Below are 13714 nucleotides of genomic sequence, written 5' to 3'. Positions count from 1 at the left end.
GAATAGAAAAAGCCCCGCTACTAGGGGCCTTTCGTTAAGCAAGTGTGTCAGATAACCGTCGTGGCGACACGGTTCTCGATCGAACGCACAAGGTTGAGCGCGGTCATTTCGGACGACTTTGGGTTGGTTGCAAGCGGACCGTTTTCAAAACGCAGATGCATCCGACCGAAATCACCTTCGGCAATGATCTCATGCATGTTGAGACGTGCTGCCGGGTCCGCAACCAATGTGACGCGGGTGCGATCAAGACCAATCCCTGCGAGTGACGTAATCACCGCGGCGTTGGCATTTTGCGGAAATGCATCCGCAGCGTTGCGTGCCGTATCCGTGAAGAAGACCGTGGCCTCACTGATTTCGTCAAGCGGCACCAGTTGGGCGGCCTGCGTTCCCGCCCATGCTTTCGCAGGCTTGATGATGCGATGCTCGACACTTTCAATCGAAAGACGGCTTGCAGCCGAAAGCGCATCGATGCCACCCAGGGCGCCAGGTGGAATAATCAGTTTCGCACCGCTGGCCGCAGCCGCGTCCTTCAGTCTTCGAAACAAGGCATCGTCAACGAAAGCCGATGTTGATGAAACCGCAAAATCCATTCCGGCGGAAAGCGCCGCCTGCCCCCATGGCAAGACGCTGGGGCGACCTGCTGCCTCCACGACAAGACTTGCGCCGGTGGCAGCAAGCTCGGCAGGATCTTCGATGAGCACGGCACCCGCAGGCAGTCCGTCACGGGATGCCGACCGGTCACGCACCGCCACCGCGCCGATCCTTACGGGACTTTTCCGCTCAGCGAGAAGGCCCGCAACCCGCTTGCCGATAGCGCCCCATCCAACGAGGACGATTGTCTCAGATACCCACATATGCATGCACCTGGTCGCGGTCACGTTCGAGATCGGCACTCGTCCCGCGCCAGACCGTCCGGCCTTTCTCGACAATATAATGGCGATCCGCCAACTTCTTCAAAACCGCGATATTCTTGTCGATCAGGAGTATCGACTGGCCCATTTCGCGCAATTGCATGATGCAGTGCCAGATTTCCGTGCGGATGACCGGAGCAAGCCCTTCCGTCGCTTCATCGAGGATCAGAAGATGCGGGTTCGTCATCAATGCACGCCCGATGGCCAGCATCTGCTGTTCGCCGCCTGAAAGCGTGCCCGCCGTCTGATCCGCCCGCTCCTGCATACGCGGGAAAAGCGCATATATCTTGCCAAGATCCCATGGCGACTGTCGCTTGCAGCGGTTGGATGCGGTTGCGACCAGATTTTCCCGAACGGTCAACGTTGGGAAAATCTGCCGGCCCTCCGGCACAAGACCGACGCCCAGACGCGCCACTTTTTCGGGGCTGTAGCTGGTCGTGTCGCGCCCCGCGATCTGGACCTGTCCCCCTTTCGGAGCGAGCAGCCCCATCAATGTGCGTATGGTGGTGGTCTTGCCCATGCCGTTGCGGCCCATGAGAGTAACCAATTCGCCCTCATTCACTTCCAGCGAGACATCGAACAATACCTGAGAATGGCCATAGGCGGCCTGAAGTCCATCGATTTTCAGCACAGTTCCTCCTCCCCGCCGAGATAGGCTTCCCGCACAGCTTCGCTTGCCCGAATGTCTTCCACCGTACCCGTGAGAATGACGCGGCCATAAACAAGCACCGATATGCGGTCAGCGAGCGCAAACACCGCCTCCATGTCATGCTCGACGAGCAGCATAGAGACCTTGCCGCGCAGCCCCTGCAAAAGCTCGATCATTTCCTGGCTTTCGACATGGCCGAGACCCGCCATCGGCTCATCTAGGAGCAGAAGCTTCGGCTTTCCGGCCAGCGCCATGAGCAGTTCCAGCTGCTTGCGCCCACCGCTCGACAGATCGCCTGCAAGCTTCCCCGGGTGATTGGCCAGACGGCTTCCGGCAAGGATTGCATCAACTTCACGCCAGATTGCACTGCGGCCTTTCAGACTGTCGAGAATCCGGAAATTGTGCCCCTCGCGCGCCTGCACCGCCATCGCGATGTTCTGGCGCACACTCATATCGTTCAAAAGCGTCGATATCTGGAAAGTGCGTCCCAATCCGCGCTCGACACGCGTTGCTGCGGGTAGATTTGTGATGTCTTCACCCATCAAGCTGATCGTGCCCGATGTGGGTGCCAGCTCACCGCAAAGCTGGTTGATGAGCGTGGACTTGCCTGCTCCGTTCGGGCCGATCAGGGCATGGATATGCCCTTCCGTGACGTCGAGCGTCACATGATCCGTCGCGACCAGACCGGCAAAACGCTTCACCAGATCGCGGACCTGCAATATCGCAGTCATGCGGGCACCTCCATCTTGCGGTCTTTGCGAAACGGACGGCAAAGCGCGCGCCAGCCGCCGACAATGCCGCCCTTGGTTCCCAAAACCACGACGAGCAGAATGATCCCCATGGCAAGCTGCCAATGCTCCGTCCAGGAGGCGAGATAGGTCTGCAGGATCAGGAACGCGGCCGCCCCCCAGATGGGACCGAAGAACGTGCCGACGCCCCCCAGAATGACCATAACCATCAACTCACCCGATTTGGTCCAATGCAGCGTATCCGGGCTTGCAAAACGCATGAAGATGGTGAGAAGCGCACCAGCCAGACCAGCGCCCATTCCGGCAAGGACAAAGCCGTAGAGCTTGTAGCGATAGGTTTCGATCCCCATCGCCGTCATGCGCCGCTCGCTCTGACGAATGCCGGAAAGCACCGCGCCATAGGACGAATGCACGACCCGCCAGAGGAAAGCGAAATACAGGATCATCGAAACGAGGATGACGTAATACATCGTCGTCTTGTCACGCAGGCTTAGGCCGAAAAGATTATTTGCCCGCCGCACGATGATACCGTCTTCGCCGCCATAGGTTTTGAGCGAAACGAAGAGGAAGAACAGCATCTGGGCGAAGGCGAGCGTAATCATGATGAACTGCACGCCCGAAGTGCGCAGTGCCAGCGCACCGATGACCAGCGCTGCAAGACCTGCCACCAACATCGCCGCCGGAACCGTAATCAGAAACTGGTCGGAGCCCGGGATGAAACCGAAAAGCAGCGTCTCTTCGGCGTGGTGGAAATAAAGGATACCCACGACATAGGAGCCGATCCCGAAGAAAGCGGCATGACCGAAGGAAACCATCCCGCCATAGCCGAGGATCAGATTGAGACTGGCCGCGGCTATGGCATAGATCATGATCCGGGCGACAAGGCTGGATGCAGCCGTCTGCCCCAGCGCTTCGGCCCCGAAGGGGAAAAGTGCAAGCGCCGCGCAGCCGAGGAAAACAAACAGAATACGATATGACATGATTCAGGCTCCCACCGGAAAGAGGCCTCTCGGGCGGAACAGAAGAACAATAGCCATCAACAGATAGATGCCCATTGAGGCGATACCCACGCCAAGCGCGTCAGCCTCGGCCCCGGCCATGAAATGGCGCAGAATGGAAGGCAGAAAGGCGCGCAGACAGGTATCGATGATACCGAGCGAAATTCCCGCAATGAAGGCCCCCTTGATCGAGCCGACGCCGCCGATAACCACGACGACGAAGGTGGCAAGCAGAATTTGCTCGCCCATGCCGACCTGAACGGCAAGGATCGGCCCGGTCATGAAACCGGCAAGGCCCGCAAAAGCCGCACCGAGCGCAAAGACTAGCGTATAGAGCAGACGGATATCCACGCCCAGTGCGCGGACCATATCGCGGTTGGTCGACCCTGCCCGGACCAGCATGCCGATGCGGGTGCGGTTGATGAGCAGATAAAGACCACCGGCAACCAGCAGGCCAGCCACAATGATGAGCAGCCGGAACGGCGGATAGCTCAGGCCTGAAAACAGTTCGATCGGCTGCGAGAGCGATGGGGGCAACTGCGTGAAAATCGGCTGACGGCCAAAGATCAGCACAGTCAGCTCATTGAAAATCAGAATGAGCGAGAAAGTCGCCAATACCTGATCCAGATGATCGCGCTGGTAAAGCTTTCGCATGACGCCAAGCTCGATCACGATACCGGCAATCGTCGCGGCCAGAATTGCTGCAGGCAGGCCTAACCAGAAATTCCCGGTCTGCACGGCCACCCATGTGCCGATGAAAGCGCCGATCATGTAGAGCGAGCCATGAGCGAGGTTGATGACGCCCATGATCCCGAAGATCAGCGTCAGCCCTGCTGCCAGAAGGAACAACATGACGCCGTAGAGAAGGCCATTCAAAAGTTGCTCGAAGATGAGTGTCATTGGAGGAAACGACCTTCATGAGAAATGAAAAGAAGCGCGACGCGCGCTTTCGCGCGCGCCGGACGGTGGCTGTCAGAGCTTGCACTCCGCAGAATAGGAATCACCGTAATTTTCGATCAGCTTCTTCTTGATCCTGGTGGTCGGATTGCCATCCTCTCCCTTGACGACATCAAGGAGATACCAGTCCTGCAACGGATGCTGGTTAGGACCGAAGGCAAAATTGCCACGCACCGACTGGAAATCCGCCTTCCGCAACGCTTCGCGCACCGCATCCACATCGTCAACGCCGCCAGTCTGCTTCAAGGCAGAAGCAATCAGGCGAGCCACATCATAGCCTTGCGTGCCGTAATAGGTCAGAGGCCGGTCAGGATACGCGGCTTTCCACTTTGCCACGAGCTCCTTGCTCGCCGCATTGTCCATATCCGGGCTCCAGTGACTGGTGGCCATGATTCCAACCGAAGCATCCCCCAGTGATTTGAGGATCACAGCATCGCTGGACGGTTCGGAAAGAACCATCGGAATCTTGCCGAGAAGGCCTGCTTGCTGATACTGGCGCATGAACGCAATACCCATGCCGCCCGGATGAAACTGGAAGACCACATCGGGATTGGCGGCGCGAATTTGCGCCATCTCTGCCGAATAATCAGTCTGGTCGAGCTGGGTGTAGATTTCACCGACAACTTCGCCCTTGAACCGGCGCTTGAAGCCCGCCAACGCATCCTTGCCCGCCTGATAGTTCGGGGCAAGAATGAAGGCGCGCTTGAAGCCTTCCTGTTCCGCAGCAATGCCCGATGCCTCGTGGAGCGAGTCATTCTGCCAGGAAACCACGAAGTAATTCGCATCGCAGCCCTTGCCCGCCATGTTCGATGGCGCAGCGTTGGCGCTGATATAAATACTGTCATTATCGATGATATCCGGCACTGTTGCGCCGGCTACATTCGAGAAGATGATGCCGGTAAAAAGCTTGACACCGTCTTCCGACATGAATCGCTCGGCGATCTGTCGTCCGTTACCGGGCTTGGCCGCATCGTCTTCGACCTTCAGTTCAACTGGCACACCACCAAGTTTGCCGCCTTCGGCATCAATGGCGAGCTTCATGCCATCGCGCACGTCCTGACCGAGATAACCTCCCGGACCCGACAAGGTCGTAATCACGCCAATCTTGACCGGTTCAGCAGCGGCAGCACCAGTCGTCAGCCCCGCCAGCAGACCGATTATCAGGAGTTTGTTTTTCATTTCATTTCCCCTTGTCTTTTTATGGATGGGCGCCCGGCAGTTCCGCCGGGCATGCCTCATCAGAGCGCAACCCAGCCTTCCGGCGGGTTCTTGCCGGGGTGGACGGTGTTGCAATGTGGGCAGGTCCGCAGTTTCTCATCGTTGTAGAAAGCGGCATAGAGCGGCGGCAGATCGTCGACGATGGATTCCAGATCCACTTCGGCGCGATGAACGAGGCCGCTGCATTCGAAACAATACCATTCGACGGCATCGAGAACGCCTTCGGGACGGGCCGGTTCGATCACCAGACCGATGGAACCTTCCTGCGGGCGCTGCGGCGAATGACGGATATGCGCCGGCAGAAGGAAAATATCGCCTTCGCGGATCGGCACGTCGTAAAACTCGCCTGTCGACGTATCATGCAGCTTCAGCAGCATGTCGCCTTTGAGCTGGTAGAAGAATTCTTCGACCGGATCGTCGTGGTAATCGGTGCGCTTATTCGGGCCGCCAACGACCGTAACCATCAGGTCCGCATCCTTGAACACCAACTGATTGCCGACAGGCGGCTTCAGAAGGTGCTTGTGTTCATCGATCCATTTCTGGAAATTGAAGGCGCTGAGTTTTGTCATTCTTGTTCCCCTTTTCGGTTCGATCAGGATAGTTTGAGACCGCAGCTATCAAATGCCTCCCGGATTGCCCGTTTTTCAGCGTCGGTCAGCTCAAGCATCGGCGCGCGAACAGGTCCACCAACCTGGCCAAGCAGCTCCTGCCAGTATTTTTGATGCGAAGTGGGCTTTTCAGCCGGTCGCGTCGACTTGAAGGCATGACGGACGGGCTCGAGGCTCTGCCAGACGGCGCGCGCCTCTGCCTCTTTGCCCGCAAAGGCCAGATCGGTATAATCGCGCATGCGGCGATCAGCCTTGGTCTGCAGCGTGTAGGGCGGCGAAGAGCAGAGATAAAGCTGCCAGCCCAGTTCGAGAATATTATCCAGCCATTCGTCTTCCGATGCGGTCGAGACCAGAATGCGGTCGCCTGCTAATTCCGTGAGCTTGCGATACATGTCGCGCGGGACCGAATATTTGATCGCGACAACCGTTTCGATGTCGGCCAGACGGTTGCAGAGCTCAGGGCTCATCAGATAACCGCTATCTGGATGCGACCAGAGCGCAAGGCCGATATCCACCTTGGAGGCAATGGTTTCGTAGTAGCGCAGCAGCGTTTCGTCCTGCGCACGCAGGAAATGCAGAACAGGTGCATGGACGACGATATAGTCCGCGCCGCAGGCCTGCGCATGCTTGGCCAGATCGATAACCACATCCATGTTCTGGTCCGAGCAGGACATGATTGTCTGCGCCTTGTCACCTACTGCCGAGACAGCCAGATCGAACATGCGCTTGCGCTCGTCAACCGACATTGAGAAGAATTCGCCCTGCTTTCCCGCGACGAAAAGTCCGTCAATGCCCAGATCGTTGATCCAATGGTCGACGTTCTTGCGAAAGCCGCCTTCATCGATCGATCCGTCCTCATTGAAAGGCGTGTTTGCCGCAGCCCAGATACCGCGCATCGTAGCGCGCGAATGGGCCTTGGCGTTCTGACGGTCATACTTCATCGGAATCCTCGCTTCGGGGCGGGTCACTCCAAACCCGCGTCTCCCTGATCGAGCCTGACTTTCTTTCATTCGAGAAGTCTTGTAAGTAGAATATATTCATAAACAAAAACTCATAAGTGAGCCGATGCGTCCCACTCTCCGCCAGATTGAATGTTTTCAAGCCGTGGTCGAACTGGGAAATTTTTCTCGCGCAGCCGAGCGTGTCAGGACGACCCAGGCCAATCTTTCCCACACGATCCGTGATCTGGAGACGGTGCTGGACGCGCGGCTTTTCGACCGGACGACACGGCGCGTCAGCCTGACGGATGCCGGACGTGCCTTTGCCGAAGGTGCGCTTGCCGGTCTTGCCGAAATTGACCGCGCCGCCGAAGTCGTGCGCGATCTGGGGAAATTGCGGCGCGGTCAGGTCAGCATCGCAGCCCCGCCTTTGCTGTGCACGACGGTGCTTCCTCATCTGGTTCGCCGCGTAGCCGATGAACACCCCAACCTCGTCATCAAAATCGAGGATGTCGGGCCTGAAATCGTCATAGAACAGGTTCGCAACGGACGTTGCGACCTCGGCGTCGGCACTTTTTCCGGTGAAGATTCCGACGTTGAAAGCCAGATGGCACTGCGCGATCAGCTAATGATTTTCGTGTCGCCCCATCACGATTTTGCCGGGCATGAGCAGGTCCGTTGGACAGAACTCGACAATCAGCCCATCATTACGCTTACCCAGAAAAGCAATATCCGGCTTTTAACGGAAATCGGCTTCGAACAGGCAAAACTGGCGCTTCGACCGCATATGGAGGTCAATCAGATTCACTCGGTGTTGTCGCTGGTCGAGGTTAATGCCGGTATCGCTGTTCTACCCGCCTATGCCTTCACCGCCTTGCGCGGGCGTGGCATCGTGGCTCGCCCCCTGACGGACCCGGCCATCGTGCGCGAGGTGCGCCTCATCACGCCCCGCGACCGCGAACAGTCTGCAGCCACCGTCGCCGTACGATCCATCCTGCGAAACTTGCTGCGCCAGATGATCCCAGAAATTCCTGGAACCGGCAGCGCCAGTTAAACCACTTCTACGCATGCCTCCCGAGCCTTTTGAGCTTGCTTCACGAGCCTTTGCGCGTTCAAATGCTGCCGCACCGCTGTTTAGAATCATCTGAAAAAGTCGATACTGAACAACCCGTTGAAGGTCGGTCGCGTCGCAAGCAAGGGAATGCAGTCTCATGAATACATACGGAAAACTATTTTCAGCCGCGCTGGTTGCGGCTGCGCTCAACAGCACGGCAGTGGGACAGGTCTTTGCCAAGACGTTGATCTATTGCTCCGAGGCATCTCCTGAAATGTTCGATGCGGCGCAGACGACATCCGGCGCCGTGTATGACGCGTCGGCGCGCAATGTGTCCAACGGGCTTATCAAGATCAAGCGCGGCTCGACGGAACTGGAACCCGGCCTCGCGGAAAGCTGGGACGTTTCTGCTGACGGCAAGGAATATACGTTTCACCTGCGAAAGGGCGTGAAATTTCACACCACGAGCTATTTCACTCCGACGCGTGAATTCAATGCTGACGACGTCATCTTCACGTTCGATCGTCAGGGAAACAAGGACAATCCCTACTACAATCAGGGCACATGGCCGCAATTCGGAGCCTATTCCTTCCCGTCGCTGATCGAGAAAATCGAAAAGATCGACGATCACACCGTCAAGTTTGTACTGGCGCATCCCGAAGCGACCTTTATCTCGACGCTGTCGCTGACATTCGCCGTCATTCAGTCCAAGGAATATGCCGACAAGCTGGTCGCCGAGGGCCGCATTGCGGAGTTCAGCCAGCAGCCAGTCGGAACCGGCCCCTATCAGTTTGTCGCCTATCAGAAGGATAGCGCCATCCGCTATCAGGCCAATCCCGACTACTGGGCAGGCAAGCAGAAAATCGACAATCTCATCTTTGCGATCACGCCGGACGCGGCAGTACGCTATCAGAAGCTGAAGTCGGGCGAGTGCCATGTCATTGCCGCTCCCAACCCTGCCGATATTGCGGAGATGAAGAAAGATCCGACCGTCGAAATGCTGCACAAAGAAGGCCTGAACCTGTCCTTCCTTGCCTACAACACCCAGCAAAAACCCTTTGACGATGTGCGTGTCCGCAAGGCGCTGAACATGGCAGTCAACAAGGCTGCGATCATCGATGCGGTCTATCTCGGCTCTGCGGTCGCTTCGGTCAATCCGCTGCCGCCAAGTGTCTGGGGCTACAACAAGAACGTCAAGGACGACGCTTACGATCCTGAACAGTCGCGCAAGATGCTCGATGAAGCGAGCGTCAAAGACCTGAAAATGAAGATCTGGGCCATGCCCGTGCAGCGGCCCTATATGCCGAATGCGCGCCGCGCAGCCGAGCTCATTCAGTCCGACTTCGCCAAGGTGGGGGTAACGGCGGAAATCGTTACCTATGACTGGGGCGAATATCTCAAGCGTTCGCTGGATAAGGATCGCGATGGCGCCGTCATGCTTGGCTGGACCGGCGGCATTGCCGATCCCGACAACTTCCTCGCCGCTCTTTTGAGCTGTCAGGCCATCGGCAGCGCCAATCGCGCAAACTGGTGCGATCAGGATTTCGAGAAGCTCATTCAGGCGGCCAAGCTGACCACCGATCAGGCCGAGCGCACCAAGCTCTACGAACAGGCGCAGGTCGTGTTCAAGGAACAGGCTCCCTGGCTGACCATTGCTCATCAGATTGTCGAGCAGCCGATCAGCAAGAAAGTCAAAGACTTCCGCATCGACCCCTTTGGCGGCTATCTGTTTGAAGACGTCGACATCGAGGAATAGGCCTTGTCCGCGCCAGCTTGATGGCTGGCGATGAATTCCGGGTAGCGGGTATATAATGCCCGCTATTCTTCTTTCACGCCCCGTTGGAGCGCGTTTCAGACCAATAGCCGAGAAAATATTATGGATATCGTAGACCGCTTTCTAGCCTATACCCGTATCAACACGACCGCTGTGCCGCATGCAGGCAAACTCCCTTCGAGCGAGGGACAAACCGATCTCGCAAAGTTGCTCGCCAGCGAAATGCGCGCCATGGGCATGGATGTTGAAGAGCGTGACCACTCGATCGTTGTTGGCACATTGCCTGCCAATGTCTCGAATGCCGATCAGCAGTTTCCGACGATTGCATGGGTCGCCCATCTCGATACGTCCAGCGAATACACGACCGATACCCGCGCTCATGTGGTTGATTATCAGGGCGGGGATATTCTGCTCAATGAAGCGACCGGCGCTGTCATGCGTCTTGCCGAATTCCCCGAGCTGGAACGCTACGTCGGGGACAGGATCATCGTGACGGACGGCACTAGTCTGCTCGGTGCCGATAACAAATCCGCCATCGCCGAGATCATGCATGCCATGCAGATTCTGACCACCCACCCCGAAATCGAGCACGGCACGGTCAAGGTGGTCTTCGTTCCCGATGAGGAAATCGGATTGCTCGGAGCCAAGGCGCTCGACGTCGCGTCCCTGAACGCCGATTTCGCCTATACGCTCGACTGCTGTGCGGTGGGCGAGATCGTGTATGAGAACTGGAACGCGGGTGAATTCCGCCTCACCTTCAAAGGCCAGCCAGCCCATCCAATGTCGGCCAAAGGCAAGCTGCGCAATGCCATTCTTTATGCCCAGCAATTCATTGCAATGATGCCAGGCGGCGAACGTCCGGAATATACGGAAGGTACCGAAGGCTACTATTGGGCCAAGGGCATTCAGGGGACCGTTGCCGAGACAAGCCTGATTATCGACATCCGCGATTTCACGAAGGACGGTTACGAAACACGTCGTGCGTTCATCGAGAACCTCGCCGCAAGTTTCAACCATCTCCACGGCGACGGCACGGTTCACGTGGACTACAAGGCTGTCTACCGGAACGCCGCCGAGAGCCTGCAGGGCGAAAATCGCTACCCGGTCGTTCTTGCCCTTCGGGCCATGAAGGCAATAGGTGTGGCACCGACACCGCTACCGATGCGCGGCGGCTATGACGGCGCGGTCCTGTCCGAAAAAGGACTGCCATGTCCGAACCTGTTCTGCGGCGCGCACAATTTCCACTCGATTTACGAGTTTCTGCCGGTCGGTTCGCTTAACAAGGCCTCCGAAATGGTCATTGAGATACTGACGAGCGCACAAATAACCGACAAGAACGCTGATTGATCTAACCCAAACCAAACATTGAGGAGACGTGAAGTCATCTCGTCTCCTCGCTCTGTCTATGCCCTCGGTTACCGCCATAGCGGTTCCGTTTTAGTATCCTATTGCAGCACCAGCGACGGCGCGACTGTCGATAGCGCCATAATATCGGTTGTCGCCGCCCTTTTCGATGGCTGCCATATCCTTGCCGCCGACAAGAATGCCGGCTGCCTCACCCCAGACCGGCCAGTCAGCGTCTTCTCCGACCGTATAGCCCATGCCGGTCAGCAGCCGGATCGTATCCGGCGAAAGCGCGTTTGCTTCCATATAGACCCGATCCGGCAGCCACTGGTGATGGATGCGCGGGGCATCGATAGCCTCCTGAATGTCCATACCGTGATCAATGACATTCATGATCGCCTCGAGGGTGATCGTGATGATGCGCGAACCGCCGGGACTGCCGATAACCATGAACGGTTTGCCATCCTTCGATACGATGGTCGGACTCATTGAGGACAACGGTGACTTGCGCGGTTCAATGGCATTGGCTTCGCCTTGTATGAGACCGTAGAGATTGGCCACGCCGGGCTTGATGGTGAAGTCATCCATCTCGTTGTTGAGAAGAATTCCGGTGCCCTCAGCCACCTTGGCCGTGCCGAACGAACCGTTCAGCGTGTAGGTCACGGCGACCGCATTGCCGTCCTTGTCCACGATGGAATAATGCGTGGTTTCGTTGGACTCCTTGAATTCAGCCGGTTTCAGCGCCTCGCTGACACCTGCGCGATAAGGATCGATACGATTGCGGATTTCTGCGGCATAGGCCTTGCTGGTGAGCTTCTCGATTGGATTATCGATGAAATCAGGGTCGCCCAATGCCGTGTTGCGGTCGACATAAGCGTGGCGCATCGCTTCCACCATCAAACGCGTGGTTTCCGCAGAACCATAGCCCAGATAGGAAATCGGATAGCCCTCAAGCACGTTCAGGATTTCACAGATGATTAGCCCGCCCGAAGACGGCGGCGGCGATGAGACGATGTCATAGCCGCGATAGCTGCACTTGACTGGCTCCAGCTCACGGACCTTGTATTGCTCGAAATCGGCCTTGACGAGAATGCCGCCATTTTCCTTACTCGATTTGACGATCAGATCGGCGATATCGCCCTGATAGAAGGCCGATGGCCCCTTTTCCGAAATGGCCGAAAGCGACTTTGCCAGATCCGGCTGGACAAGCTTCTCGCCCAAGGGAATCGGCTTTCCGTCTTTCAGGAAGATTTTTGCCGCCGCCGGGTCTTTCGCCAGTCTTTCATTGCCGTCAGCAAAAGACAGAATATCGCCCAGTTCAAGCGTAAAGCCGTCCTTGGCAAGTTTCAGCGCCGGGTCGATCAGCTCCTCGCGCTTGCGGGTGCCGTATTTTTCGCGGGCTTCCTCAAGGCCAGCCACCGTACCTGGCACGCCGATGGCGAGATAGGTTTCAGTACTGGCGCCATCGACCGGCTTGCCATCCTTGTCCAGATACATGGTCTTTGTTGCAGCCAGCGGCGCACGCTCGCGAAAATCAAGAAAGGTGCTCTTGCCGTCCTTGAAGCGGATCGTCATGAAGCCACCCCCGCCGAGATTACCGGCAGTCGGATAGACAACCGCCAGCGCATAGCCGACCGCGACAGCCGCATCGACGGCATTGCCACCATTCTTCAGCACATCGATACCAACCTGCGAAGCGAGATGCTGAGCCGTAACCACCATGCCGTTCTGGCCTTCGGCCGGGGCTGGCGATGCCGCATGAGCCGATGGCAGATGGCCTGCAACGGCAATGACAGCGGCAAGGGAAAGCGATTTCAGTCTGTAATGCTGCATGTCTTTCCTCCCAAGTGTTCTCCTGGACGGGAGTCCGACAACAACGTCCGCAAAATCTTGCGCAAAAGCAAGCGTGAGAATTTCTCTCCGATCAAGGTTGCGGATAGAGCCTAGAGCGATAATAATGTGCAGTATTCGGTTCAGATGCTGCCAGATTTGCAGCCGAAACCAAAGCCTTTGCCAGCTTCCTTCCGGACCACTCTGGCCATTCGGGCTGTATTCCCATTCCATTTCAGATGATGCGATCTCACCATACAGGAGAAATCCATGACCTATGCTCAATGCGCATGCGGAAATCTTACAGTAACACCCCACGGGCTGCCGCAATTTACGGCACTGTGCCACTGCTTCGCCTGTCAGCGGAGAACAGGTTCGCCGTTCAGTGCAAATGCCTTCTATGCGATAGACTGCGTTGAAATTTCGGGCGCATCGACAGAATTCGTTCGGACGGCTGAGAGCGGCCGCAAGGTCCGTCTGCATTTTTGCCCGGCTTGCGGCTCGACCGTGTATTGGCTGCCTGATGCGGCCCCTTCCGTAATCGGCGTGGCGGTTGGCCTGTTTTCCGATCCGGCTTTTGCACCGCCCACCCTGTCTGTATTCGAGCAATCGAAGCATGAATGGGTGTTCCTCGATGAAACGATGGAACACTTTCCACGTTTGCCGGAGAATGACTAGCGGTCT

General features: G+C 57.1%; 13 protein-coding genes. 4 read left to right on the top strand and 9 right to left on the bottom strand.

Translation table 11 applies throughout. The features are described from left to right. Window positions 1-47: 47 nt before the first annotated feature. From AAE521_RS07960 to AAE521_RS07925, 8 genes are all read right to left on the bottom strand, one after another. A complete protein-coding gene (locus AAE521_RS07960) occupies window positions 48-854 on the bottom strand; it encodes an aspartate dehydrogenase (RefSeq protein WP_342060995.1) in 807 nt (268 codons plus the stop codon). Beyond that, on the bottom strand, window positions 841-1542 hold the full coding sequence (locus AAE521_RS07955; protein WP_109988262.1) for an ABC transporter ATP-binding protein: 702 nt from the start codon (window positions 1540-1542) through the stop codon (window positions 841-843). Before AAE521_RS07955 ends, AAE521_RS07960 begins: the two co-directional genes overlap by 14 nt. Then, entirely contained in the window at window positions 1536-2291 is a 756-nt protein-coding gene (locus AAE521_RS07950; RefSeq protein WP_071630723.1) for an ABC transporter ATP-binding protein, read from the bottom strand. The genes AAE521_RS07955 and AAE521_RS07950 overlap by 7 nt, the downstream gene beginning before the upstream one ends. Next, complete coding sequence (locus tag AAE521_RS07945; RefSeq protein ID WP_071630724.1) at window positions 2288-3289, bottom strand: branched-chain amino acid ABC transporter permease; 1002 nt, start codon at window positions 3287-3289, stop codon at window positions 2288-2290. The genes AAE521_RS07950 and AAE521_RS07945 overlap by 4 nt, the downstream gene beginning before the upstream one ends. Window positions 3290-3292: 3 nt before the next feature. Further along, window positions 3293-4207, bottom strand: coding sequence for a branched-chain amino acid ABC transporter permease (locus AAE521_RS07940; protein ID WP_071630725.1), 915 nt, complete (start codon window positions 4205-4207; stop codon window positions 3293-3295). A gap of 72 nt (window positions 4208-4279) precedes the next feature. After that, a complete protein-coding gene (locus tag AAE521_RS07935) occupies window positions 4280-5443 on the bottom strand; it encodes an ABC transporter substrate-binding protein (RefSeq protein ID WP_071630726.1) in 1164 nt (387 codons plus the stop codon). A gap of 59 nt (window positions 5444-5502) precedes the next feature. Continuing rightward, window positions 5503-6051 (bottom strand): 3-hydroxyanthranilate 3,4-dioxygenase, encoded by a 549-nt coding sequence (locus tag AAE521_RS07930; RefSeq protein ID WP_010660590.1) that lies wholly within the window; start codon window positions 6049-6051, stop codon window positions 5503-5505. A gap of 23 nt (window positions 6052-6074) precedes the next feature. Continuing rightward, the gene (locus AAE521_RS07925) at window positions 6075-7031 is read right to left on the bottom strand and encodes a dihydrodipicolinate synthase family protein (protein WP_071630727.1); all 957 of its coding nucleotides are present in this window, start codon (window positions 7029-7031) and stop codon (window positions 6075-6077) included. A gap of 124 nt (window positions 7032-7155) precedes the next feature. Between AAE521_RS07925 and AAE521_RS07920 the strand changes: the two genes are divergently transcribed. The 3 genes from AAE521_RS07920 (at window position 7156) to pepT (ending at window position 11203) form a co-directional block, all read left to right on the top strand. Further along, on the top strand, window positions 7156-8082 hold the full coding sequence (locus tag AAE521_RS07920; RefSeq protein WP_071630728.1) for a LysR family transcriptional regulator: 927 nt from the start codon (window positions 7156-7158) through the stop codon (window positions 8080-8082). A gap of 157 nt (window positions 8083-8239) precedes the next feature. Beyond that, window positions 8240-9838, top strand: a complete 1599-nt coding sequence (locus tag AAE521_RS07915; RefSeq protein WP_071630729.1) for an ABC transporter substrate-binding protein — start codon at window positions 8240-8242, stop codon at window positions 9836-9838. 120 nt (window positions 9839-9958) lie between these two features. Further along, window positions 9959-11203 carry a peptidase T gene (gene pepT / locus AAE521_RS07910; RefSeq protein ID WP_342060994.1) on the top strand — a complete coding sequence of 415 codons (1245 nt, stop codon included), beginning with the start codon at window positions 9959-9961 and terminating at the stop codon, window positions 11201-11203. A 90-nt stretch (window positions 11204-11293) separates the two neighbouring features. Here the strand turns inward: pepT and ggt are convergent, their stop codons facing one another. Continuing rightward, the gene (gene ggt / locus AAE521_RS07905) at window positions 11294-13033 is read right to left on the bottom strand and encodes a gamma-glutamyltransferase (RefSeq protein WP_342060993.1); all 1740 of its coding nucleotides are present in this window, start codon (window positions 13031-13033) and stop codon (window positions 11294-11296) included. Window positions 13034-13300: 267 nt separating this feature from the next. Between ggt and AAE521_RS07900 the strand changes: the two genes are divergently transcribed. Further along, window positions 13301-13708 (top strand): GFA family protein, encoded by a 408-nt coding sequence (locus AAE521_RS07900; RefSeq protein WP_071630732.1) that lies wholly within the window; start codon window positions 13301-13303, stop codon window positions 13706-13708. The last annotated feature ends 6 nt before the right edge of the window (window positions 13709-13714 follow it).

The sequence above is a fragment of the Brucella cytisi genome (assembly GCF_038433355.1).
GTDB classification, from domain to species: Bacteria; Pseudomonadota; Alphaproteobacteria; order Rhizobiales; family Rhizobiaceae; genus Brucella; species Brucella cytisi.
Note: the sequence above shows the minus strand (reverse complement) of the source record. Positions and strands in the feature narration are given on the sequence as shown.